The organism is Brevibacillus sp. JNUCC-41, assembly GCF_014844095.1.
GTDB lineage: Bacteria > Bacillota > Bacilli > Bacillales > DSM-1321 > Peribacillus > Peribacillus aracenensis.
Genome location: NZ_CP062163.1, coordinates 5,169,812 through 5,192,831 on the forward strand (window position 1 = coordinate 5,169,812; position 23,020 = coordinate 5,192,831).

Sequence of the window (23,020 nt, forward strand, 5' to 3'; positions counted from 1 at the left end):
TCATGTCTTCTTCCCGAAAGTACCATATCGAAATATAATCGAAAAAAACCTGCAGACCCTGGTGTTGCCAGGTAGTCTGCAGGTTTTTGGGAAAATTATGCCATTTTTGATTTAACGAATGAATGTATTCTTTCAACTGCTGCTTCCAGCAACTCTAATGAAGTTGCATAAGAGAGCCTGATGTTATCAGGTGCACCAAAACCTGAACCTGGAATAACAGCCACTTGCGCTTCTTCCAGCAATGCAGTCGTAAATTCCTCGACATTGCTGTAACCTGTTAATTCAACTGCACGTTTAACGTTCGGGAATAAATAAAATGCCCCTTGCGGTTTAATGCAGCTGATCCCTGGAATTTCAACCAATTTATCATATATCGTATTCAAGCGGCCTTCAAAAGACTGACGCATTTCTTCAACAGGCTCCTGTGTACCATCATAAGCGGCAATCGCACCATATTGAGCAGTTGTGGTAGGATTGGATGTGCTATGGCTTGCAAGGTTCGTCATTGCTTTAATGATGGACTCATCACCGACTGCATAACCAATTCTCCAGCCAGTCATCGAATGCGACTTAGAAACACCGTTGATGATGATCGTTTGCTTTTTCAATTCAGGTGAAATCTCTGCAATGGATGTATGTTTAGCATTTCCATAAACCAATTTTTCGTAAATTTCGTCGGAAACGATCAAGATATCATGAGCCAGGCAAACTTCCCCGATAGCCGCCAATTCTTCCCTGGTATAAAGCATGCCCGTTGGATTGCTTGGAGAGTTGATGATAACCGCTTTCGTTTTTTCGGTAATTGCTTGTTCTAATTGTTCTTTAGTGATTTTATATTGATTTTCTTCCGTACCTACTACATAAACAGGCTTACCGTCAGCAAGCTTGATTTGCTCAGGATAGCTCACCCAATATGGTATCGGAACAATGACTTCATCTCCTTCATCCAGGATAGCTTGAAACAATGTGTAAAGCGCGTGCTTTGCACCTGAGCCAACTACAATTTGAGACGGTTTGTATTCCAAGCCTTGATCACGCTTCAATTTAGCCGCAATTGCTTCTTTTAGCTTCGGCAGACCAGCGGATGGCGTGTATTTAGTTTGACCCTCATTCATGGAAAGAAGGGCTGCATCTATGATATGTTTTGGCGTATTATAGTCTGGTTCACCAGCACCCAAACCAATTATATCTAGACCTTGGGCCTTAAGTTCCTTCGCTTTTGCCGTGATGGCCAATGTTGTTGATGGCGTTAATGACTGAACGCGGTTCGCTAATTTCATTTTAAATTAATCCTCCATTCTAAATGCTTCGATAATACTTCAGCCATTCCCCAGTTTTAAAATCATAATAGTCATAGTTAAAACGCTGGGATTCATCAAGGTACGTTACTTCCCAAAGCGGAACGTTCTTTTCCATGCCTAGCTTAACCGAAATGATTTTTTGGGGATTAAGCTGTTCTTTGACAATGTTTAAGATCTCTTTTTTTGATTTACCATCTTTATAGTTTTCCACTACTATTTCTTTCTTCTTATCCTCAGGAAGCCAGACTATTTTTTTAGTCCCTTTTTCTCCCTTACCAATGATTACGGAGTATGAATCCTGCCCATTATAAGGGTAAAATTCTTCCATCGTCACAAGGCCGCCCTCTTCCTTTGCCTTTTTGAAAGCCTCATTACCAGCCTCTTTTTTTGGCTGCAACGCTTTAATATATGCCCCGCTGACAAATCCGATAAAACAAAGGACCAGGATAGAAGCAATAATCAACCATTTTTTCAAAGCTGCTTTTCCTTCTTTCTATGTACGATAAATTGTAAATATCGCTTTTTCTTGATCTTGGGAATCCAGTGCCAGACCGAACATTAAGTCATCTTTTTTCAATGTTCGGTTCAAAGAATCTACAATTTTATACAGATCAGGAGAATGTTGCAACCTGACTGTTGAAATTACTTCGATTTTACTTTCCATGAAAACGCCCCTCCATTTTAATAATTTGTCAACAACCACTGGTATGAATAGGATTTGAAGGCTTTACCACCTATCACATTATACCAGTTCAAAAGTAATTTTTCTTTATAAATTATTAAAAATTCATTTTAGATTAAGAAGGATTTAAAGATTCTTTAAATCCACTCTTCTATCATTTCAGCCATTTCTGTTATTGAGGCTTGGTGCCAGTCCACTTCCGGAATGGCTTTTTGAAATTCAGGTCCATATTTGGCAGTGATGATGCGGCGATCAAGAATTACCAAAACCCCTTTATCTTCTGGAGTTCGTATAAGCCTGCCGAAACCTTGCCGGAACCTTAATAGGGCTTCAGGTAATGAATACGCAGAGAAAGGATTGCGCCCTTGTTTTTCGAGAAGTTGGCATTTTGCAGCTGTCACTGGTTCATCCGGTGGCGAGAATGGCAGCCTGACAATGATTAAACATGATAGATCCTCGCCGGGGATATCAACGCCTTCCCATAGGCTGGTTGTCCCAAATAGGACGGCTTTCTCGAAGTTTTGGAAATTCCTGAGCAGCCTCATCCGGCTTCCGCCAGAGATCCCTTGGGCAAACAGCGTGAACTCATCCAGTACGCCACTGTCTTTGATGGAATGATAGGTGGACCGCAGCATTTCATGAGAGGTGAATAATACCATCATTCTCCCCTTCGCTGCCTGAGCGGCAGCAATAATATGATTTGCCGCTGTTTCGGAGAATTCCTCCACCGATAAGCAATTGATATCTGGTAGATCATTTGGCACCAGTACCTTTACGAGTTCCTTATAAGGAAAGGGTGAAGGTAAACTTGCCGTCTGCATTGGCTCGTTCTCTAAACCGAGTTGTTCTTTAAAATACTTAAAAGAATTCTTCACCACGAGGGTTGCCGATGTCATGACCACACTCTTTTGGCGCCCGAAATAGGAATCCCAAAGCCGTTTACTTCCTGCAATCGGCTGAACCGTCAAAGTCACCCCATGTTGGGGTGCAGCATTAGTATAATCGAGCCAATAAATATTTTCTTCATGCGGCTTGATGAAAAATTCATGCAAGGAGTCCCTGGTATCCTGTAAATGTCCAAGCAGCACCTCGATATCATTCAAGTGAAATAATGAATTTTTTCCTAAGGGGGACTCATTATTCAATAAAAGAGCCAATCTTTTCTCTAACTCCGTGATGATGTATCCTAATAAATCGACCAATCGCTCAGCGACCAGAATCGCTTTACCCCATCTTCCATCATCCATTTTGAATGAAAGCCGTTTAGGACTCATGGAACGTGAAAGTTTTTCCGCCTGATTGGAGATATAATAAAAAAGCTGTTCGAATTCATACGAAAAATCACTAAGCTTTTGATCTAATTCATGCATGGACTTCCCATCCGTCAATCCATTATTTAAGAGCATCCTGTCCAATTTATATAATAATTGCTTTTGATCTGATGTCCCTAGTCTGTTCAAAACTGTCTTCACCGAAATGTAATTAAGCCTGCTCCCAAGCTGTTTAGATGCAGCTTGTTCCAAATGGTGCGCTTCATCGAGAACCAAATACCCTTTTTTTGGAATTAAGGCGTCTTCTGTAAGCAGATCCGTCATTAAAAACGAATGGTTAGTAATGATGATATCCGCTTTGGCAGCTGTTCTTTTTGCCCGTTCAAAAAAATCCAATTCAAGCCAGGGCTGTTTTAAACCGGCGTATGTAAGACCATCACTTTGAAGCCTATTCCAAAATAGCTGACCCCCGCTTGTGAGATTCAATTCATCTTTATCGCCTGTTACGGTTTCAGTGAGCCAAACCAATATCTGCATTTTCGTTAAAGCCGTTTCATAATTATCTTCCTTTTCACGCAATGCCCTTTCGAACTTTGCCAAGCTCAAATAATTACTTCTCCCCTTTAGTAAAACAGCTTGAAATGTAAAGGGAAGAATTTTCTTAAGCTTAGGAACCTCGTTTTGCAGAAGTTGATCCTGTAGCTGGAGCGTATACGTCGAAACGACGACAGGCTTATGATGTTTTTTTGCAAAATAAACAGCCGGAAGCAGATAGCCTATGGATTTTCCAATACCTGTCCCAGCTTCAATGATTGCATCCTGGCTGGATTCGAAGGAATGGTGAATCATGTTCATCATATCAAGCTGTCCGCTTCTTGCTTCGAAGGCAGGAAATGCTCTTTGAAGCATGGCTATTTTTTCCTCATCATCGAGCGGGAATTTCGACTCCGTGTCTTTATGATCACTTTCGTTTTCGGCCTTTTTAAATGCAAGTCCCCTATACGTAATAAGATCAGGTGAATGGACTTCTGCTTTAGCAAGTTTGCTTGCAATGCAAGCATCTATTAATTCGGAAACCTCACTTTGTAAGGAAAAAGATAATCGATATAACTGTTTAAGTGTCATGACTGGAAGGTTCATCAGCTTTTTTTTCAATTCCAACAATAATAAAGCGGTGGCATATGCATCACTATCCGCTTGATGGGGCCTGGAATGATCCAGGTTTTCCTCTTTAGCCAGCTGGTGCAGCTTATATCCATCGGATGTTGGTTTTAATATTTTCGCTAACTCCACTGTATCAAGGGTGGAACCATAAAACGGCTCAAACCCGCATCGTACTAGTTCTTCCTGTAAAAAAGATAAATCAAATAAAACATTATGGGCAACAAAACAAGCCCCTTCTATAAGCCGGGCAATATTTTCTGCAACATCTTCAAAGTCAGGTGCATTTTTTACCGTCTCGTTGCTTATTCCGGTCAATTCTTCAATAAACAAGGAAATTTCCTGTCCAGGGTGGATGAATGTCGAGTATTCATCCACAATTTGGTCATTTTCGATGACCACGCCAGCAAATTGTATTATCCTATCTCCTTTTTTTGGAGAATTCCCTGTCGTTTCCAAATCAACCACTACATATCGTTGCATCATGAATTGTACACCTCAAACTTCGCTTTCTCCACTTCCTGATGGAATTCTCTTATCTTTTTTATACCATAATAATCGTAATAAAGGAAACAAGCCGTTCATCAAAAAACTAAAAGGGCCGGCACCTGTATGCATGATTCATGCATATGTGCCGGCCCCCCGCTTACATGATGGTAGCTGCAGGTTCGTTTGAAATCAAATCAATGATTTTGTTGTTTTCATCCATGATCGCAACTTTTGGTTTGTGCTCCCCCAGTTTATCCTCTGAAACCATTACATAAGAAATGATTATCACGATATCATCCGGCTGCACCAGTCTGGCTGCCGCTCCATTCAAACACACTACACCGCTGCCCCGTTCACCCGCAATCACATACGTTTCAAGTCGTGCACCATTATTATTATTCACGATGGCGACCTTTTCGTTAGGCAGAATACCCACCGCATCAATTATGTCTTCATCAATCGTAATGCTGCCTACATAATTCAAATTAGCTTCAGTTACCCGTGCACGGTGAATTTTCCCATTCATCATCGTTCGAAACATCTCAATTCCCCCTAATTTTTCATGAATCATTCCACATATAAGGTGATATTATCAATTAGTCTTGCATGCTTGAACTTTACAGCCATTGCAATGATGACGTTTCCTGCCAGCGATTCAAGTGGTTTAAGTTCCGGATATTGATAGATTTCAATATAGTCGATCACTCCACTTGTGTGGACAGCAATATGTTCATTTACCAAGGCCGTGACGGTTGCTGCATTTCTTTCACCTGATTCAACCGCCTCTTTGGCCATTAATAAACTTTGGTACAGTTCTTTAGCCTCCATGCGTTCTTGATCTGATAGGTTAACATTTCGCGAGCTCTTCGCTAACCCATCTTCTTCGCGAACGGTATCTACAGCAACTAGCTGGATAGGGAAATTAAAGTCTTTGATCAGTCCATCTATCACGGCGACTTGCTGGGCATCCTTCTTACCAAAGTAAGCTCTATCAGGAAGGATGATATTGAAGAATTTCGTTAAGACCGTCGCTACACCATCAAAGTGTCCAGGCCTTTGTCTCCCGCATAAAACATCCGTCCTGCTTTGGACAACAACCTTCACAGATGGTTCTTCACCGTACATTTCGTGGACTGTTGGATAGAAAAGATAATCCACTCCGCCATTTGCTGCGACATTTTCATCCCGTGCCAAATCCCGCGGATAAGTTTCAAAATCCTCATTAGGCCCAAATTGCATCGGATTCACAAAAATACTCAATACCACAATATCATTTTCGTTGCGAGCCTTTTCCAAAAGGGTTGCATGCCCCTCATGTAAAAACCCCATTGTCGCTACATAGCCAATGCTTTTGTGATTGCTTTTTTCCTCTCTGAGTGCCAGTTGCAAATCAGCAGCTGATGTAAAAGTTTTCATCTTTTCCCTCCATAAAGTTCAGAAAGCTGCTCTTCCTTCATTGTAAAAGTATGTTCTTCCGACGGAAAATCCTTAGATTTCACTTCATTCACAAAGCTTGTAATCGATTGACCAATCAGTTCATTTGCATCTCCATAAACTTTTACGAATCTCGCTAGCCGGTCTACCCCATACTTGATGACATCATGGTAAACGAGGACTTGACCATCCGTTTCTGCGCCTGCCCCAATCCCGATGGTAGGAATTCCTAGGTTCCGTGTGATGAATTCCCCCACTTGATGTGGAACACATTCAAATACTACTGCCATAGCTCCCGCCGCTTCACACTTTCTCGCATCTTCCAAGAGCTGTGCTGCACTTTCAGCATCTTTACCTTGCACTTTATAGCCGCCCAGAACGCCGACTGATTGAGGAGTCAAGCCAAGATGGGCTACAACCGGGATGCCCGCCTTGGTCAATGCTGATATTTTTTCAACAACATCATCCGCGCCCTCGAGCTTCACGGCATCTGCATGACCTTCCTGCATGATTCTGGCTGCATTCTTGAGTGTTTCATCCATAGATAGGTGATAGCTCATAAAGGGCATGTCCGTCACGACAAATGTATTTGGTGCACCGCGTTTAACTGCCTTTGTATGGTGGATCATGTCATTCACCGTAACTGGAATCGTTGATTCATATCCCAATACGACCATTCCTAAAGAATCGCCGACTAAAATCATGTCTACACCTGATTGTTCGGCTAACTTTGCTGACGGGTAATCATAAGCCGTCAGCATGACAATTTTCTCTTGATTTTGTTTCATTTTCAAATAATCTCCGGACAATTTCATTACGTTTCCTCCTTTTGATGGAGGAGATGAAAACATCAGCGAAAACTGGTGTCTATACATTCATGCGCAAAAAAAAGACTGACTAAAAAAGTATCTGTTTTGCTACGAAAAATGGCTTAAAAAGCCAAATATCGACACAGACTTATCTTTTAGTCAATCTTTGTTTCATCAGAAGTTTCATCCCTCCGTCCCCGTCCAGTTCTCTGGATCAAGGCAGATTTTCAAATAATTTGGTATTTATGGGGGTGCAGTTCACATTAGATACTGCCCACTTGCATTATATCAAGCCAAATTAAAAATTTCTATTTAATTTTCACGAATTTGACAAAATCTACTGAATTTCAATATCTGCTGAATATATCGAGTGTACGGTTCCTTTTCCGTCTTCAAGAAGTAAAACGCCTGAATCCGTTATGCCCAATGCTTTTCCGACAATCGTGTCATTAACCGTACTGGCCTTGATAACCTGGCCAAGACTGATCGCATAACTCTCCCATAAATCCTTTATTGGCATGAAGCCTTGATCTAAATAGAGCTCGTACAAATTTTCGAGACGGAACAATGCTCGTTGAATGACCTTGGACCTTGAAACAACCCCTCCACTTTCTATGAGAAGAGAAGAAGCCTTTTCCTGCAGTTCTTCAGGAAAATCCTCCAATTGCTGATTGATATTCATCCCCATTCCGACAATGACGGAATGGATTCTATCTGACTCCGCCTGCATCTCCGTCAGGATGCCCACCACTTTCTTGCGATTCACCAAAATATCATTCGGCCACTTTATTTGTGGCTTCAAATCAGTGGTATCCTCTATAGCCTGAGCCACAGCGACTGCGGTCAATAATGTAAGTTGCGGAGCCTCATGAATCGGGATTTTCGGTCTTAGGATCAGACTCATCCATATGCCGCTGAATTTCGGGGAATGCCAAGATCTCATTAGCCTTCCTTTTCCGGATAACTGCTCCTCGGCAACGACGAGGGTTCCCTCCTGAACGCCTTCATTTGCTAGTTGATGCGCTATTTTTTGAGTGGATTCTACAGTCTCCTGATAGTGGATCATTTTGCCGATCGTTTTTGTTTCCAAGCCAAGTTGTATTTCGCTCTCTGACACTTTTTCCGGAGCTGATATGATCCGGTAGCCTTTTTTCCTAACGGCTTCCACGTTATATCCTTCACTGCGCAGGTCTTCTATATGCTTCCAGACAGCTGTGCGCGAACAGCCAATGTATTCAGCAATTTCCTGACCGGATATGAACGCACCATCCGCTTTTGATAGGGCCTCCATCAGCATTGTTCTTAACTCAGATTGCATTTCACCAGCCACCTCTTTATTTCTTCTTTATCATTTCTTAATTCTTCATTCAAGACAGCCTTCAATATTTTTTCCAAGTATTCTTTGACCCATGGACCTGGCTTTTCTTGATGCCAATTCAATAAATCCGTTCCTGTAACGGCAAGATCCGACATTTGTTTTATAATAAGATCATTGTAGCGCTGATGTGCATTTTCCTCCGCATCCGATACATTACCGCCAGTCAGTGCCGCCTTGACTTTAGCAGCTTGTACTGTTACGCCATGACCTGCCTGAAATACATCGATGGCTGATGGTTCTTTCTTCACTAGCTGTATCGTACGTTGAATGTTTCTAATCGTTTTCAATGGCAGCTTCCATGCCCTCAAAGACTTTTCGAGTTCCTGATCCTTTGTGTGAACCATGATTATAGACCATATTTCTGCCGTTTTTAGCTGATGAAGCGGCAAGTCCAGTAAGTCTGTCAAATGATCTTTTTCACTGGAGAATAGAGGCAGATATTGATATAATCCGCTTTCCAGCAAGAGTGAGAAAGCCCTTATCTTATTGGAGCCGGCAACTAGCTTCTCGAATTCAACCAGGATTCTTTCGACAGCGATTTCACTGATGATCTGAGCATTCTCTTTAAGGGAATGAAAGGTTTCTTGATCCAGATCAAAATCAAGTTGACTTACGAACCTTAATGCACGCATCATTCTCAATGCATCCTCATGAAACCTTTCATGAGGGTTTCCAACCGTGATGATCCTTTTTTCTGCCAAATCACGCTTACCATTAAATGGATCTATGATTTTTCCGGTCTTATCCATTGCCATTGCATTCATCGTAAAATCTCTTCTTTGCAAATCCTCTGTCAAAGAACGGACAAATTGTACAGAATCGGGTCTGCGAAAGTCCGAATACCCGCTTTCCGTTCTAAACGTCGTAATTTCGTATGTACCCGTATCCGTAATGACAAGCACTGTTCCGTGGTCGATTCCGATGTCAGCCGTATTAGGAAAAATCCTTTTGATTTCCTGGGGTGTTGCGGAAGTGGCGATATCCACATCGTTTATGGGCCTGCCAAGGATATAATCCCTTACAGAGCCGCCAACGAAATAAGCCTCGTATCCTGCTTCTTCTATCACTTCCAGAATGGGTACTGATTTTAAGAATAATCGATCCATCAGCATCCCCTCCCTATTCCATGGATTTACCTTCAAGTGCTTGAATGTAGATGGCTTCATACTCTGACATGATCGTATCAGAGTGGAAATCAGTATTAGCCCTTTGCAGCGCAGCTTCAGAAAAACGTTTATGTAAAATCGGGTCACTTAAAAGTCCCACCGCTTTTTCAGCAACCATATCCACATCTCCCAATTCACAAATATAACCAGTCTCCCCATCAACGATGACTTCAGGAATTCCGCCGATATTCGTCCCGATACAAGGAACTCCACATGCCATCGCCTCGAGCAACACAAGTCCGAAACTCTCTTTTTCCGATAATAGGAATATCAAATCACTGATTGAATATAATTCGGCAAGGTTATCCTGCTTACCAAGAAACAAGACGGAATCATCGATTCCAAGATCTTTAGCCAATTTCAATACGGTTGTCACTTCCGGCCCGTCTCCTACAAGTAAAAGCTTTGCGGGCATTTTCTTTTGAGTTAAATAAAACGCCTGGATGACGTCTTTCACTCGCTTGACCGAACGGAAATTCGAAACATGTATGATCACTTTTTCATCTTCACTGATTCCGTATTCATCCTTAAGGTAATCTGAATTGGATTTATGGTAATCTCTTTCATCAATAAAATTATAGACGGTTTTGATTTCCTTATCCGGCGCGATTAATTCGTGCGTTTGCTGAACAAGGGAATTAGATACTCCAGTAACGACATCTGATTGCTCTATCCCGAATTTTATCAAATTGGTCAATGAGGGATCATGGCCTAATACGGTTATGTCCGTACCATGCAGTGTGGTTACGATCTTAACTTTATTACCCGACATCTGCTTTGCAAGGATCGCACAAACAGCATGTGGAATTGCATAATGAACGTGAAGGATATCTAACTTCTCCCGTTTTACGACATCTGCTATCTTGCTGGCAAGAGCCAGGTCATATGGTGGATATTGAAAGACTGAATACGAGTTCACTTCAACCTGGTGATAAAAAATATTACAGTACATCTTATTCAAGCGAAAAGGGAGGCTTGAAGAAATGAAATGTATTTCATGTCCTTTTTCTGCAAGCATCTTACCTAATTCAGTTGCTACGACACCCGAACCCCCAACTGTAGGGTAACAGGTAATTCCAATTTTTAATTTCATAAGCTTATTTTTCTCCTAACAAGTCGGCATCGATCAGTAACGGTTTTTTTGTCATGAATCCCTCCGCATAGGCGACACCCACTTCTTTACCGAACATCCGCTCCCGTGCCTCTACAGTCTCGATATAGCCATTAACTAGCGGTGTTTCTACAGATATTTGACTTTTATCGAATTGGCTGCCATATGCCCTAAGGCTATCCAGCTTTTTCGATATTGTAGAAGTGATATCCACGACGAAGTCCGGTTTGTGAAACCCATTGATCATATAATAGTACATATTTTGGACACGATGAGAATCCAGGCCTTCTTCTTCCATATACTTTCTTACTCCTGCCGAAAAAACTGCTTCCTCGACTAATTTTGCACAATTACCATGATCGGGATGGCGATCTTCCAAAAATGGTGCAAATACAAGGGCAGGTTTATATTGGCGAATGACCGTAATGATTTGATTTATGTATTCCGCTTTCATGTATAGTCCCCGGTCGGGTAGATCAAGAGAAATCCTCTTCACCCCAAGGATTTCAGCAGCCTTCTGCGCTTCCTCTTGCCGCAATGGAACGGTACCATTGGATGACATTTCAGCCTTTGTCAAGTCACAAATGACAATTTCCCTGCCTTGTTGCACATATTTAGCGATTGTGCCGCCCATACCGATTTCAACATCATCCGCATGTGCGCCAAAAGCCAGGATATCTATGTTACTTTTGTTTTTCATTTATCTCACCTTGTTTTTGCCGTAGTTTTAGCCAGTCCATATACCCATGTTTCAACCCTTGTATCAGCACTTCTGCCGTGCCCATATTTGTCGCCAAGGGAATTTCATATACATCTGATAGTCGTATAAGCGCCGATACATCAGGTTCATGTGGCTGTGATGTCAAAGGATCGCGGAAAAATAGGACCATGTCCATTTCTCCGCGTGCAATCATTGCACCTATTTCCTGATCCCCGCCAAGAGGTCCTGAATGAAAACGATGGACGGGCAGTGATACTTCTTGCATGATTCGTTTCCCGGTCGTACCTGTTGCAAATAATTCATGCTGCTCAAATACAGCTTTATAGGCTGTTACAAATCGAATGATATCTTCTTTTTTCTTATCATGGGCAATTAAGGCAATTTTCATCGTAAATCCTCCTGATCCCTATTCGATAATATTTTCAAGGCCGTATACAAGAACATCCAATTTCATGACGGTATCGACGGCAAGTTTGACTCCTGACATGAAGGACGCTCGATTAAAGGAGTCATGCCGAACCGTCAATAGCTCTCCATCACTTCCGAAAAGCACCTGTTGATGGGCAACCAGTCCCGGTAGCCGAACACTGTGGATATGCATGCCATCTACATTTGCACCTCTTGCCCCCTGGATGGTTTCTTTTTCATTAGGGTGCCCCTGTTGTTTTGTTTCACGTACGGCTGCAATCATGTCTGCCGTTTTGGAAGCAGTGCCAGAAGGTGCATCCAGTTTTTGATCATGGTGCATTTCTATGATCTCTACATCAGGGAAATACTTTGCAGCCATTTGGGAAAACTTCATCATCAAAATGGCTCCAATTGCAAAGTTTGGAGCGATGATGCAACCAATGCCCTTTTCTTTTGTTAATGAATCCAGCTTCGCTAAATCTTCCTTAGTAAAGCCTGTCGTTCCCACTACAGGGCGGATACCATGATTAAGTGCCGTTTCGGTATGGAACATCCCCACTTCAGGTGTGGTCAAATCTATCAATACGTCCGCCTTTATAGAAGAAAAGCATTCATTTATATCCGAGAAAACCGGTGCTTCAATACCGTGAAAACCTTCTATCGCGGAGATGCTTTCCCCGTTATGCTTGCGATCTATGACAGCTGCCAATTCAAACCCTTCTGTCCTATGTACAAGCTTCACCGCTTCATTTCCCATTCTGCCACGTGGACCAGCTACAATCACTTTCACTTTACTCATCTTTACCTTCCTCCTCCATTTTCTCTTCTTTTCTTGTCCATCTATCTTTATCACGGGTTGTAAACTTTTCCATGACCAAATCATGCGAGTTTTGAAGGTCAATCCCTAAAGAATTGGCAAAACAAATCAACACAAAAAGCATATCCCCTAATTCCGCTTCAATCGTATTCTCTTCCTCTGTTGCCTTCTTTGGTTTTTCACCATGGTAATGATTGACTTCCCTAGCCAATTCCCCAAGTTCTTCAGACATGCGGGCGAGCATGGCCAGAGGGCTGAAATATCCTTCTTTAAATTGTCCTATGTATTGGTCGACTTCCGCTTGCATTTGTTGGATCGTCTTATGCTTTTCCATATCGTCACCCATTCTTGATTTTCGTTTTCAAACATCATACCTTCTCCATGTTAGCTAAAAGTGAAACAGAAGACAACAGATACGTTCGTGAATCAAAATTGCCCATAGTTGGTTAATTAGTTATAATAAGTAAATTAATGATAGGCAAACCTTTGGAGGTATGGGACATGCTTTTGGGCTTAAAATTGAAAAATATTATATTCATCCTTTTTGGGGCTGGGATATTCGCTTTTGGCCTCGTGCATTTTAATATGCAGAACAACTTGGCCGAAGGCGGATTCACCGGTCTCACCTTGATTATATATCAACTTATCGGAATAAATCCTTCTTATTCTAATTTGGTTTTGAATATTCCTTTATTTTTAATAGGGTGGAAATATTTAGGACGCACTTCTTTCTTTTATACGATTATCGGAACGGTCGGCCTCTCCGTTTGGCTATGGGTTTTCGAAAGATACCAAATCGAAATCGATCTCGGAAACGACTTGATGCTTGTGGCATTGTTTGCCGGGGTTTTTGTTGGTGTCGGGCTGGGCATCATCTTTCGTTACGGCGGGACAACAGGCGGAGTGGATATCATCGCCCGTTTTGCCCATCGTTACTTGGGGATGGGAATGGGACGGACGATGTTCATCTTTGATGCCGTCGTCATTGGCCTGTCCATCCTAACCTACCTTGATTACCGGCAAGCGATGTATACCCTTGTTGCCGTATTTATAGGTGCCAGAGTAATCGACTTTATGCAAGAAGGTGCCTATGCTGCTAGAGGTGCAATGATCATTAGTGATAAAAACAAGCAAATTGCTGAAAAAATCATGAATGATATGGAGCGGGGCGTAACCGTATTAAGGGGATATGGGTCCTTTACCCGCAATGACCGGGAAGTACTCTACTGTGTTGTTGGTAAAAATGAACTAGTCCGCTTAAAGACTGCCATAACATCGGTGGATCCTCATGCATTTGTATCTGTAAGTGAAGTGCATGATGTATTGGGTGAGGGCTTTACCCTTGATGAAAACAAGAATCCCATTGAAAGGTAATCCTTTTATTTGTGGCATACCGATAGTTTGCAATCCTTATGAATGTTGCCCTACTAACTGAATTTTATTAGTTATGTGCAGCAAATACTTATAAAAATAAAAAAGGACCCCATCCAAGATGGTGTCCTTTTTCAAATTAATCCTCTTCCCTCATTCCTGTATACATAAGCAGAAGACGAACTAATTCCAGTACGGCTACAAGAGCGGCAGCAACATAAGTCATCGCAGCGGCACTTAATACTTTTCTCGTTTCCCGTTCTTCATCATTCCGGATGACCCCGACGGAAACGAGTTGATCCATTGCCCGAGAAGAAGCATTGAATTCAACAGGCAGGGTTATCACTTGGAACAATACAGCGGCAGCCATAAATACGATACCTGCTATTAATAAGCCTGGAATTCTGGCTAGCACCCCGATTAAAATCAAAATCCATGATATATTAGAACCGAAGTTAGCGACAGGCACTAACGCATGGCGGAAACGCAAGAATGCATATGCTTCTTTATCTTGAATCGCATGTCCAACTTCATGGGCTGCAACCGCTACACCGGCAACTGAATGGCCGTGATAGTTATCAGATGATAAACGCACCGTTTTATCCCTTGGGTCATAATGGTCCGAAAGCATTCCAGGTGTCTCTTCGACCCTGACATTGAACAGTCCATTTTGGTCCAAGATGGCCCGGGCCGTCTCAGCACCATTCATGCCAGAAGAGGCCGATACCTTTGAATATTTTTTATACGTGCTTTTCACTTTCATTTGTGCATAAATCGGGATTAAAATGATAATCGCCAAATAAATGAAATACATGGTATCCTCCTATAACTATTATTACTCTTAATTCTATGGAATGAAGGCAACCGTGTCAAATATAGTGTTCTCTTCCCGTGTCTTTTTAATCATTATGTTCTTTCCTTGGTTTTTCCCTATCACCTTTATATTTTCTCCAACCTACATAAGAAAGCGTCATGATAATGATTGAGCCTGTCGATATGATGACCCACCAAAGGGAAGGATCTGTGTCATCTTCCCCCATTTCATCAAAGATGGTGCTCAGTTCGTTTTGCAACGCATCCAGTTCCTTTTGACTTTCTCCATCACTGATTACCTCCGGACGGTATTGGTTGATGTATTGGATCCTCGTGTCCAGTTGCTGCATCGTTTCTTTAGAAAGGTCGACTTTCAAGCTTGGATATATCATTTCATATTGTGATAGGAATAAGTTCAATTGGCTATTGAATGTAATTGTGTCTTGATTGATCGCGGCGTTCTTTGTTTGCTGGAAAGAATTCATCATTTGATCTTCCATCTCTGTCCAAAGGGGCTGATGGGTAGACTTGACCGCATCAACAACAAGCCGGAACTTTGTAACAGAATTAACCTTTTCGGAATCTCCCTTGTTCATATCCTTTATTGTCATCAAGGCCTCATTATGAGCTACAGTGATAATTCGAAGTTCGTCCATGTCAAGGATCTGCTCTTTTGCTGTCTCTTTTAAAAACCGGTCAGAAAAAAACGTCAGCATCTTTTCCGAATCTCCATATCGCTTCAACTTGGTCATTTCCAAGGCTCTATCGGAAATGTCATCTAATTGCTCCAAACTTGAAGAGGATTCTGCATAGACAGGGAAATGTAAGACGACAAATAAAACAGCAATGGTTAATATGAATTTTTTCAACATGCTACTCGTCCCTCCTCATATCTCTACTAAAACGATATGAAAGAAAAAACATGAGTAGACCTCGTTCAACATAAAAAAGTTACCCCTGCTTTTACAAAGCTGTATTTAGAGTTAACTTTTTAAGGGAAGGATAGAGTGATACGCTTATTTCTATATCCAAAGTACCAGCCGACAAAAATGGAAAGTATGCTGAGCCAAAAAGTGAAATAACCTATCGAATTCATATATACCAATAAATCACGGTATATTGGCATCATTTCAAAAACATAATCGATTATGTCATTATGTATGGTCCAAATCCCTGCCACTATCATATGCCAAGGTTTTATTCGATAAAATGGTGCATATAATATACCTTGAATCGCCATCCCCAAATGAGAAGCCATTAACATGTAACCTTCCCATGGCAATGAACCTGTTGTCACGTAGGTCATCAAATTCATTACAACTGCCCATATGCCGTATTTGAATAGTGTCATTATCGCCAATGCTTCCATAAGTCCGAAATTCCTTCTTAATAGGAAACCCGTTAAAACAAATACAAAAAACAGGCTGGCAGTCGGGCTATCCGGTACAAATGCCAAAAAAATCGCTGGAGTGTTTTCCAATTGACTACCGTACCAATAATATCCATAGGCTGTTCCGAATATATTTATTAATAATAACAAAACGAGCATTTGCCGATTTGCAAGCCAACTGTAGATAACATTCATTCTTTTACCCTCACTTACATTCTCATGTATACTCATTTTACAGGCCATCAACCAGAAAACCAAGTATTCATTTCAATTTCTTCTCATTAACGCTTCAATTTACCAATAAAAAAGCCGACAACCGTGGTCGTCAGCTTCTTTTACAACATATGAAAGAAAATCTGTTGATGGCTATATTATTTTGTCGATAAACCTGATACAAATTCAGCCAATGTTTTCAATTCTTCATCTGTACCTTTGAACATGCCAGCTGGCATGGCGCCCTGGCCTTTGACTGCGATCTTAGAGATTTCCTCTGGCTTTAAACCAGTGTCAATTAAGCTTGGCGCTCCTGCTCCACCAGTTAATTCTGCTCCATGACAGCTGATACACCCATTAGAATCCATCAATTTATACCCATCGCTCTCTTTATCAATATCTGCACCTTCCACGATCGCTCCTTGCTTCTTGGAAGCTTCCCAATCGTGATGGGCTGCGGATTCCCATGTTAAATAGAAAACGCCGGCCATTGCCAATAACATGAAGCCTACAGCAAAAGGACGTTTCGCCGGGCTCCGCTCTGTACCACGATCCAGAAAAGGTGCCAAAAGCAATGCCCCGAAAGCCAAACCAGGTATTACCATGGACCCGATTGCATTATAAGGACCTGAAGCATAGGTATACTTAAGTAATTGGTAAAGGAATAGGAAATACCAGTCCGGCAGCGGAATATACCCTGTATCTGTAGGATCTGCTATCCTTTCCAATGGTGACGGATGCGCGATTGTCAGGCAAAGATAACCTACAAGAAATACAGCTCCTACCATCCATTCTTTTAAAAGGAAATTAGGCCAAAATGCTTCAGTTTTCCCAGGATATTCTGAATAATCTTTCGGAATATTCGGTTTACGGTCCGCGGAGATACGCGAGTCACCTACGAATTTCATACCTTTCCCACGATGCATTGAACAATTCCCCTCCTTTATGAAAAGGTTTATTTGGTTTTTGGTTCACCATTCTTTTATAGCGGGCCTGAAATACCTTGTTTTCGGATCATCAGGAAATGAGCCGCTAGTAAAGCAAATAATGCTGCTGGCAGGAAGAATACATGGATTGCAAAGAATCGTGTCAATGTCTGTGCTCCAACGATGGTTGGATCTCCTGCTATCAATGTCTTGAGTGCCGGCCCCATCAAAGGTACCGATTCGACAATTGTCAAAGTAACTTTCGTTGCGAATAGCGCTTTCATATCCCAAGGCAATAAATAACCAGTCAAGCCTAATGCCAGCATGATGAAGAAAATCAACACGCCGACCATCCAGTTCAATTCACGCGGTTTTTTGTAAGCTCCCTGGAAGAAGACACGAAGAGTATGTAAAAACATCATAACGATAACTAGACTTGCTCCCCAGTGATGCATACCACGGACAATTTGACCGAAGGCAACTTCATTTTGCAAATAATAAACAGATTCCCAAGCGTTTTTAATGTCCGGGACATAGTACATCGTCAAGAACATGCCTGACAAGATTTGGATGACCGTAATAAAGAAAGTTAACCCACCAAAACAATATACGAATGCAGAAAAATGATGTGCGGGGTTAACATGTTCTGGAACCTCATGGTCAGCAATATCCCGCCATAATGGCGTAATATCTAAACGCTCGTCCACCCAGTCATATAACTTTGTTAGCAATGTTTACGCCTCCCCATGCGGTTTTAGTTGACCCAAATAAAGTATTCCATCTTTTTCTTTCGTGTCAAAGACATCCAATGGTGAAACCGGCGGTGTCCCCTTCACATTCATTCCATCTTTCGTATACCTGCCATAATGGCAAGGACAGAAAAATTGATTCGGATTAGTCTTATCCGTATTCCAACCTACCGTACAGCCTAAATGTTTACAGATTGGAGATAAAGCAACGATCTTACCATCATCCGTTTTGTAAACCCATGCTGTATTTGTTTCTTCAGACTCATACCACCCATCGACCTGTTTAAAACTAAAGTCGACACGGGTTGGTTCGGTAGTCAGTTCACCTACCTTCTGTTTAGTTGCAACGTAATCCCCGCCTTTATCAGCTGATAATACAGGATCAATTGCAAACCTAACCATAGGCATCAACATACCGGCCGCCATAAATCCACCAACGCCAGTAAGTGTGTAATTAAGGAATTGACGTCGTGAAACATTACGCTTGCTCATGCGTTTTCCCCCCCTCTATTACTATACTGAGAGCCCAAAGGACCAATAAATAGCGACACTATAAAACTAGGACATTTCCATGATATCTCAATAATTTACCAAGGTCAATATTTGTAAAACCCAAAAGGTGGCAACTATGTGTCAAATTATGCGAAAAATCCTACTTTTTTTCATTTTTCCAATTATAAGAGAAAATATCAAGGATTTGGAGAACTTGCTGGTTAATCATTTCCCTTGCTTGTTCAATTTCAAGCCCCTCGAGGGGGATGGCAGGAATCCATACTAAATTATTGTCTAATTCCCGCTCTTCCTTTTTCCATTCAAAATCCGATGTAAGAAAAAAAACATGCTCGAAATCATTTTCTTTCACTTCATTGGCCCAACGCTTTAACCGCTCAACCTTATCCATTTCATCACTTATATAATGAAATGTTGGCAATAAAAGAATTCTTCCTTTCATCTGCTTTTCAATTTCCAAGCTTAAAATGGTAAGAAATTCATTCATTGAGCCCGATTGCTTCATTTGTCCTTTAAAAGATAGGGGAACCAAAGGAATCAAAACGGTATCCACGTACTCTTTTGACTGCATATACATGTCAAGATCTTTTGCTGTCCACTTCATGTTTTTCTTCACTCCCGATTATTTGAATCAACTCCTTTTCATTTTACCATTTTTTTTATAACATCTTTACCATATACCCATAGTCTTTACAAAAATGTGGATTTTATCAATATTTTATAAAAAATAAAAACCTTTCCTGATTACGGAAAGGTCAATTTATTTTATCCAAGTACTTTTAATTGATTCAATTGTTCTGTTAAGTTCTTAAATGCTTGTTCATCATGCTTATCAAGTGCTTCATCGATTTCCTTAAGCAAACGGTCCCTTTGGAAATACAACATGCTTCTTTCTAAAAATTGTTCAGCCAGCAGCTGATCTTTTTCATTCGATGCAGTTGATTTCGGCATGAAGGGATTGTTCTCGAGTACCGCTGCATATTGATAGGAAGAGTAAGCCGATTTAAAATTGAGCTGAATATAAATGTCTTCATCCCGATTTAAACGGATATCATGAAAAGATTTCTCTGCATCGGTCGTCATGATATTGGACTTATAGAACCTGAAAGGGACTTCATCCACACAATGTGTCGACATGATCAGTCCACGTGGACAATATTGTGCATTTTCTACAAAATGAACCTTTTTCATTAGTTGATCATGACTCATTAAGTAATTCAATATCCATACGCATTCTCTTCGTTTCAGTTGATAATGATTTAAAAACCACCGAATAAAATCCTTCTTCTCATTCACAGAAACAGGGGCAGCCACCATGAATTCCCTCCTCTGTCTTGATTTAGTGTTGTTTCACTTATCTACATTTCATCCGTGCTTTCACCTAGCCGCTCCAAAATCATTGCATACTCATCATTCGCCGGGTTCATCTCAAGCAGCTTATTAAATACTTCTCTAGATGTCGCTCTGTCTCCTTCTTCAATTAAAAAGAAACCATAATCTTCAAGGAAATCTTGATTGTTCTTGAATGAATTATATGCTTTATGATAGCTGGTTAATGACTCTTTAAATTGTTCGGTTTGCTGATAAGATACAGCAGCTATCCATTCAAACTGCGGATCATCCTCTCCATATCGCCTTACTTCACCAATACACTCCAATACATCTTCATACCTTTCGTGGTGCATATACAATTTCAATAGGGTGAGTGCAGCTTCCAGGTATCCCGGATCAATGGCAAGTGCTTCTTTAAATAGATTTTCCGCCTCTTCATCAAGCCCGCTTTTCAAGGCTATTTTTCCTCCGAAGAAGTAAAGTTCCTTATTGAATTCATCAGCCTTGATTCCTTCTTTGACCGTTTTCAAGGCCTTTTCCAGATCTTCAAGATGTTCATAACTCTTTGCCAGGTACAAATATAGAGAATGGTATTCATGATCTAATTCTTTCAGTTCAATAAACTTTCGTATGGCTGTCTCATAAAGACCTGCCTGAAAAGCTGTAAATGCATATTCAAATAGGGTATTGATTTCAAGTCCATCCTGTAAGGCCTTTTCAAAGTGGGGAAGGGCCTCCTCGAACTTTCCTGAACTGCTTAATGCTTCAGCAAGCCTCTGATTGACATTAACACCAGCGATTTCTTGTTCCTGTTCCAAAACCTTTATGTAATTTGCAATGGCTTCCTGATCCCTTCCTTGATGAAAGAACAGTTCAGCTAGTGCAAAATCAATGATGATCTCATCTGGAAGCATTTCCTTGGCTTGCTGTAATTTCCGTTCGCTGACCTCATCCATCCCCTGTAATTGATAAAGGTCCGCTTCCAAAAGCAAAGCACTTGGATATACTTCATCATCTGCACTTACTTTTTCAAGCAACAGCATCGCTTCATCTTCCTGGTCCATGTCAATAAGGATTTCCGCCAACGAAACAATCAATTCTCCTTCATTGGGATAGAGCTGCAGCAGATGTTCAAAAAGATCCTTTGCCTCCTCCGCAAAACCAAGCTGGAGCATTTCTTCGGCCAGCAACAATATGTCCTCTGCTGACTCTGATGATTTAATTCGATTTATATGTTTAAGAGCTTCTGTTAATTCCCCTTTTTTTAAATGCTGTATAACTTGTTCCACTGTGTTCATTGTTGAATCCTTCCTTTTGCAAGATAGACTTGGTCCCTAGTCATACACACACTCACGCCATAATGTAACATATTGTTCCATTAAGAACAAAATACCTTGTATTCGCGAGATGCATAGTAAACAGTATTCATTAGTTTACCACACTGTAGCCCTGTATTCCATTGATGAAGTCCCCTCCCATTCTCATTAAAAAAAGGTTACTAGTTAATTCTCCACGCTATGGTGAATCTCCTTTTTGATCATGAACCCCTTTTTCATTATTTTCATGACCATACAGGTAAAAAAAGCCCGGATGTTAGCGCTTTCAACACTTTTGAGCATTTAAAAAAAGTTTACAGACCAAATAAGGTATGTAAACTTTTTTTATATTTACTTTATCAATTCACTCAAATGCCCAAAAAATTGTGGATATGATACATCTATGGCATCAGGATCAGCAAGTTCAACTTCCCCATCCGTTATCAAAGCCGCTACAGCAAGCATCATCCCGATACGATGATCTCCATGGCTTGTAACCTTACCTCCATTAAGGGCTTTACGTCCTTTGATGATCAATCCATCTGCTGTCGGGGTTATATCTGCCCCAAGGATGGAGAGCTCATTCGCAACAGTATCAATTCGATTCGTCTCTTTCACTTTAAGTTCTGCTGCATCCTTGATTGTCGTTATCCCTTCAGCCTGTGTTGCCAGAAGTGCAATTACCGGTATTTCATCGATGAGTCGGGGAATTAAATCACCGCTGATGGTCGTCCCTTTTAGTCGGGAACTTCTGACAGTGATGTCTCCTGCAGGTTCACCCTCGCTCGTCTTCTTCTCTATCGTAATATCCGCCCCCATCGATTTCATGACTTCGATGATTCCTGTCCTTGTCGGATTAAGGCCTACATTCTTTAACACCACTTCACTATTTTCCGTAATCGCTGCAGCCACCATGAAGAAAGCAGCCGAAGAAATATCACCCGGCACATGGATGGAAGTCCCTTTGAAGACTTGGTTTCCGCTTACTTTAATCGTGTGACCGTCCTTTTCGATTTTCCCGCCAAACTCTTGGATCATTCGTTCTGTATGATCACGGGTCTCTTCCGGTTCGATAATGATCGTTTCACCTTCCGCCTGTAAACCAGCCAAGATTATCGCTGATTTTACCTGCGCACTTGCTACAGGCAATTCATAGCGAAACCCATTTAATTTGCCACCTCTTATGCAGAGCGGGGTGTATTCCGCTCCTTTTCGGCCATCAATGACTGCTCCCATCTGACGAAGAGGGGTGACTACCCGGGTCATTGGACGTTTGGCTATCGATTCATCACCTGCCAAAACGGCCGAAAATGGCTGTCCTGCCAAAATGCCCATCATTAACCTGATCGTCGTACCAGAATTTCCGACATCCAGAACAGATTCAGGTTCCTTTAATCCATTAAAACCTTTGCCTTCAATTTTGACGTTCTGCCCATCTTGTTCAATATGGACTCCAAGCTGCTTAAAACAGGAAATCGTACTTAAACAGTCGGCTCCTGGAAGAAAATTAGTGACTGTCGTTTCCCCTTCGGCAAGCGCTCCGAACATTATCGAACGATGGGAGATCGACTTATCTCCAGGTATGGCAATCGAACCACGTAATGTTCGGATGTTTGTTTGTAATTTTTTTGAATTCATAAAACCATCCTTTC

The 23,020-nt window shown here is 41.4% G+C and carries 25 protein-coding genes; 1 reads left to right on the plus strand and 24 read right to left on the minus strand.

What is annotated here, in order from left to right:
- Positions 1 to 95: 95 nt before the first annotated feature.
- From JNUCC41_RS24890 to JNUCC41_RS24955, 14 genes are all read right to left on the minus strand, one after another.
- The gene (locus tag JNUCC41_RS24890; RefSeq protein WP_192205323.1) at positions 96 to 1,280 is read right to left on the minus strand and encodes a pyridoxal phosphate-dependent aminotransferase; all 1,185 of its coding nucleotides are present in this window, start codon (positions 1,278 to 1,280) and stop codon (positions 96 to 98) included.
- A gap of 19 nt (positions 1,281 to 1,299) precedes the next feature.
- On the minus strand, positions 1,300 to 1,776 hold the full coding sequence (locus JNUCC41_RS24895; protein ID WP_192205324.1) for a cell wall elongation regulator TseB-like domain-containing protein: 477 nt from the start codon (positions 1,774 to 1,776) through the stop codon (positions 1,300 to 1,302).
- A gap of 18 nt (positions 1,777 to 1,794) precedes the next feature.
- Entirely contained in the window at positions 1,795 to 1,965 is a 171-nt protein-coding gene (locus JNUCC41_RS24900; RefSeq protein ID WP_065310840.1) for a YpmA family protein, read from the minus strand.
- Between the two features lie 155 nt (positions 1,966 to 2,120).
- Positions 2,121 to 4,901 carry an ATP-dependent DNA helicase DinG gene (gene dinG / locus JNUCC41_RS24905; RefSeq protein WP_192205325.1) on the minus strand — a complete coding sequence of 927 codons (2,781 nt, stop codon included), beginning with the start codon at positions 4,899 to 4,901 and terminating at the stop codon, positions 2,121 to 2,123.
- Between the two features lie 160 nt (positions 4,902 to 5,061).
- Complete coding sequence (gene panD, locus JNUCC41_RS24910) at positions 5,062 to 5,445, minus strand: aspartate 1-decarboxylase (RefSeq protein WP_076365694.1); 384 nt, start codon at positions 5,443 to 5,445, stop codon at positions 5,062 to 5,064.
- A gap of 26 nt (positions 5,446 to 5,471) precedes the next feature.
- Entirely contained in the window at positions 5,472 to 6,320 is an 849-nt protein-coding gene (gene panC / locus JNUCC41_RS24915; protein WP_192205326.1) for a pantoate--beta-alanine ligase, read from the minus strand.
- Positions 6,317 to 7,153 carry a 3-methyl-2-oxobutanoate hydroxymethyltransferase gene (panB, locus tag JNUCC41_RS24920; RefSeq protein ID WP_192205327.1) on the minus strand — a complete coding sequence of 279 codons (837 nt, stop codon included), beginning with the start codon at positions 7,151 to 7,153 and terminating at the stop codon, positions 6,317 to 6,319. Before panB ends, panC begins: the two co-directional genes overlap by 4 nt.
- A gap of 331 nt (positions 7,154 to 7,484) precedes the next feature.
- Positions 7,485 to 8,465: a biotin--[acetyl-CoA-carboxylase] ligase gene (locus JNUCC41_RS24925; RefSeq protein ID WP_192205328.1), complete on the minus strand. Its 981-nt coding sequence runs from the start codon at positions 8,463 to 8,465 to the stop codon at positions 7,485 to 7,487.
- Entirely contained in the window at positions 8,450 to 9,631 is a 1,182-nt protein-coding gene (locus tag JNUCC41_RS24930) for a CCA tRNA nucleotidyltransferase (protein WP_192205329.1), read from the minus strand. The genes JNUCC41_RS24925 and JNUCC41_RS24930 overlap by 16 nt, the downstream gene beginning before the upstream one ends.
- Before the next feature lie 13 nt (positions 9,632 to 9,644).
- Positions 9,645 to 10,784, minus strand: coding sequence for an N-acetyl-alpha-D-glucosaminyl L-malate synthase BshA (gene bshA, locus JNUCC41_RS24935; RefSeq protein WP_192205330.1), 1,140 nt, complete (start codon positions 10,782 to 10,784; stop codon positions 9,645 to 9,647).
- 4 nt (positions 10,785 to 10,788) lie between these two features.
- Positions 10,789 to 11,502, minus strand: coding sequence for a bacillithiol biosynthesis deacetylase BshB1 (bshB1, locus tag JNUCC41_RS24940; protein WP_192205331.1), 714 nt, complete (start codon positions 11,500 to 11,502; stop codon positions 10,789 to 10,791).
- Positions 11,486 to 11,911 (minus strand): methylglyoxal synthase, encoded by a 426-nt coding sequence (locus JNUCC41_RS24945; RefSeq protein WP_192205332.1) that lies wholly within the window; start codon positions 11,909 to 11,911, stop codon positions 11,486 to 11,488. Before JNUCC41_RS24945 ends, bshB1 begins: the two co-directional genes overlap by 17 nt.
- Before the next feature lie 18 nt (positions 11,912 to 11,929).
- Entirely contained in the window at positions 11,930 to 12,730 is an 801-nt protein-coding gene (dapB, locus tag JNUCC41_RS24950) for a 4-hydroxy-tetrahydrodipicolinate reductase (RefSeq protein ID WP_098370765.1), read from the minus strand.
- Positions 12,723 to 13,082, minus strand: coding sequence for a nucleotide pyrophosphohydrolase (locus JNUCC41_RS24955; RefSeq protein ID WP_076366321.1), 360 nt, complete (start codon positions 13,080 to 13,082; stop codon positions 12,723 to 12,725). Before JNUCC41_RS24955 ends, dapB begins: the two co-directional genes overlap by 8 nt.
- 167 nt (positions 13,083 to 13,249) lie before the next feature.
- Between JNUCC41_RS24955 and JNUCC41_RS24960 the strand changes: the two genes are divergently transcribed.
- Complete coding sequence (locus JNUCC41_RS24960; RefSeq protein ID WP_192205333.1) at positions 13,250 to 14,122, plus strand: YitT family protein; 873 nt, start codon at positions 13,250 to 13,252, stop codon at positions 14,120 to 14,122.
- Positions 14,123 to 14,258: 136 nt separating this feature from the next.
- Here the strand turns inward: JNUCC41_RS24960 and JNUCC41_RS24965 are convergent, their stop codons facing one another.
- From JNUCC41_RS24965 to aroA, 10 genes are all read right to left on the minus strand, one after another.
- Complete coding sequence (locus JNUCC41_RS24965; protein WP_192205334.1) at positions 14,259 to 14,933, minus strand: zinc metallopeptidase; 675 nt, start codon at positions 14,931 to 14,933, stop codon at positions 14,259 to 14,261.
- 85 nt (positions 14,934 to 15,018) lie between these two features.
- Positions 15,019 to 15,804 (minus strand): sporulation protein YpjB, encoded by a 786-nt coding sequence (ypjB, locus tag JNUCC41_RS24970; RefSeq protein WP_192205335.1) that lies wholly within the window; start codon positions 15,802 to 15,804, stop codon positions 15,019 to 15,021.
- Positions 15,805 to 15,923: 119 nt separating this feature from the next.
- Positions 15,924 to 16,517, minus strand: coding sequence for a lipoprotein heptaprenylglyceryl N-acetyltransferase LhaT (locus JNUCC41_RS24975; protein ID WP_192205336.1), 594 nt, complete (start codon positions 16,515 to 16,517; stop codon positions 15,924 to 15,926).
- A 176-nt stretch (positions 16,518 to 16,693) separates the two neighbouring features.
- A complete protein-coding gene (locus tag JNUCC41_RS24980; protein ID WP_192205337.1) occupies positions 16,694 to 17,461 on the minus strand; it encodes a menaquinol-cytochrome c reductase cytochrome b/c subunit in 768 nt (255 codons plus the stop codon).
- A 56-nt stretch (positions 17,462 to 17,517) separates the two neighbouring features.
- Positions 17,518 to 18,192: a menaquinol-cytochrome c reductase cytochrome b subunit gene (gene qcrB / locus JNUCC41_RS24985; RefSeq protein ID WP_034307974.1), complete on the minus strand. Its 675-nt coding sequence runs from the start codon at positions 18,190 to 18,192 to the stop codon at positions 17,518 to 17,520.
- A 3-nt stretch (positions 18,193 to 18,195) separates the two neighbouring features.
- Positions 18,196 to 18,702 carry a Rieske (2Fe-2S) protein gene (locus JNUCC41_RS24990; RefSeq protein WP_192205338.1) on the minus strand — a complete coding sequence of 169 codons (507 nt, stop codon included), beginning with the start codon at positions 18,700 to 18,702 and terminating at the stop codon, positions 18,196 to 18,198.
- 160 nt (positions 18,703 to 18,862) lie between these two features.
- A complete protein-coding gene (locus JNUCC41_RS24995; RefSeq protein ID WP_192205339.1) occupies positions 18,863 to 19,324 on the minus strand; it encodes a YpiF family protein in 462 nt (153 codons plus the stop codon).
- Positions 19,325 to 19,485: 161 nt separating this feature from the next.
- On the minus strand, positions 19,486 to 20,037 hold the full coding sequence (locus tag JNUCC41_RS25000) for a ReoY family proteolytic degradation factor (RefSeq protein WP_192205340.1): 552 nt from the start codon (positions 20,035 to 20,037) through the stop codon (positions 19,486 to 19,488).
- Positions 20,038 to 20,078: 41 nt separating this feature from the next.
- The gene (locus JNUCC41_RS25005) at positions 20,079 to 21,350 is read right to left on the minus strand and encodes a tetratricopeptide repeat protein (RefSeq protein WP_192205341.1); all 1,272 of its coding nucleotides are present in this window, start codon (positions 21,348 to 21,350) and stop codon (positions 20,079 to 20,081) included.
- A gap of 369 nt (positions 21,351 to 21,719) precedes the next feature.
- A complete protein-coding gene (aroA, locus tag JNUCC41_RS25010; RefSeq protein ID WP_192205342.1) occupies positions 21,720 to 23,006 on the minus strand; it encodes a 3-phosphoshikimate 1-carboxyvinyltransferase in 1,287 nt (428 codons plus the stop codon).
- Positions 23,007 to 23,020: the final 14 nt, after the last annotated feature.

Coding starts and splice junctions, on each gene's coding strand:
- JNUCC41_RS24890 (WP_192205323.1), bottom strand. CDS start 1,280: ATGAAATTAGCGAACCGCGTTCAGTCATTAACGCCATCAACAACATTG.
- JNUCC41_RS24900 (WP_065310840.1), bottom strand. CDS start 1,965: ATGGAAAGTAAAATCGAAGTAATTTCAACAGTCAGGTTGCAACATTCT.
- dinG (WP_192205325.1), bottom strand. CDS start 4,901: ATGATGCAACGATATGTAGTGGTTGATTTGGAAACGACAGGGAATTCT.
- panD (WP_076365694.1), bottom strand. CDS start 5,445: ATGTTTCGAACGATGATGAATGGGAAAATTCACCGTGCACGGGTAACT.
- panC (WP_192205326.1), bottom strand. CDS start 6,320: ATGAAAACTTTTACATCAGCTGCTGATTTGCAACTGGCACTCAGAGAG.
- panB (WP_192205327.1), bottom strand. CDS start 7,153: ATGAAATTGTCCGGAGATTATTTGAAAATGAAACAAAATCAAGAGAAA.
- JNUCC41_RS24925 (WP_192205328.1), bottom strand. CDS start 8,465: ATGCAATCTGAGTTAAGAACAATGCTGATGGAGGCCCTATCAAAAGCG.
- JNUCC41_RS24930 (WP_192205329.1), bottom strand. CDS start 9,631: ATGGATCGATTATTCTTAAAATCAGTACCCATTCTGGAAGTGATAGAA.
- bshA (WP_192205330.1), bottom strand. CDS start 10,784: ATGAAATTAAAAATTGGAATTACCTGTTACCCTACAGTTGGGGGTTCG.
- bshB1 (WP_192205331.1), bottom strand. CDS start 11,502: ATGAAAAACAAAAGTAACATAGATATCCTGGCTTTTGGCGCACATGCG.
- JNUCC41_RS24945 (WP_192205332.1), bottom strand. CDS start 11,911: ATGAAAATTGCCTTAATTGCCCATGATAAGAAAAAAGAAGATATCATT.
- dapB (WP_098370765.1), bottom strand. CDS start 12,730: ATGAGTAAAGTGAAAGTGATTGTAGCTGGTCCACGTGGCAGAATGGGA.
- JNUCC41_RS24955 (WP_076366321.1), bottom strand. CDS start 13,082: ATGGAAAAGCATAAGACGATCCAACAAATGCAAGCGGAAGTCGACCAA.
- JNUCC41_RS24960 (WP_192205333.1), top strand. CDS start 13,250: ATGCTTTTGGGCTTAAAATTGAAAAATATTATATTCATCCTTTTTGGG.
- JNUCC41_RS24965 (WP_192205334.1), bottom strand. CDS start 14,933: ATGTATTTCATTTATTTGGCGATTATCATTTTAATCCCGATTTATGCA.
- ypjB (WP_192205335.1), bottom strand. CDS start 15,804: ATGTTGAAAAAATTCATATTAACCATTGCTGTTTTATTTGTCGTCTTA.
- JNUCC41_RS24975 (WP_192205336.1), bottom strand. CDS start 16,517: ATGAATGTTATCTACAGTTGGCTTGCAAATCGGCAAATGCTCGTTTTG.
- JNUCC41_RS24980 (WP_192205337.1), bottom strand. CDS start 17,461: ATGCATCGTGGGAAAGGTATGAAATTCGTAGGTGACTCGCGTATCTCC.
- JNUCC41_RS24990 (WP_192205338.1), bottom strand. CDS start 18,702: ATGAGCAAGCGTAATGTTTCACGACGTCAATTCCTTAATTACACACTT.
- JNUCC41_RS24995 (WP_192205339.1), bottom strand. CDS start 19,324: ATGAAGTGGACAGCAAAAGATCTTGACATGTATATGCAGTCAAAAGAG.
- JNUCC41_RS25000 (WP_192205340.1), bottom strand. CDS start 20,037: ATGGTGGCTGCCCCTGTTTCTGTGAATGAGAAGAAGGATTTTATTCGG.
- JNUCC41_RS25005 (WP_192205341.1), bottom strand. CDS start 21,350: ATGAACACAGTGGAACAAGTTATACAGCATTTAAAAAAAGGGGAATTA.
- aroA (WP_192205342.1), bottom strand. CDS start 23,006: ATGAATTCAAAAAAATTACAAACAAACATCCGAACATTACGTGGTTCG.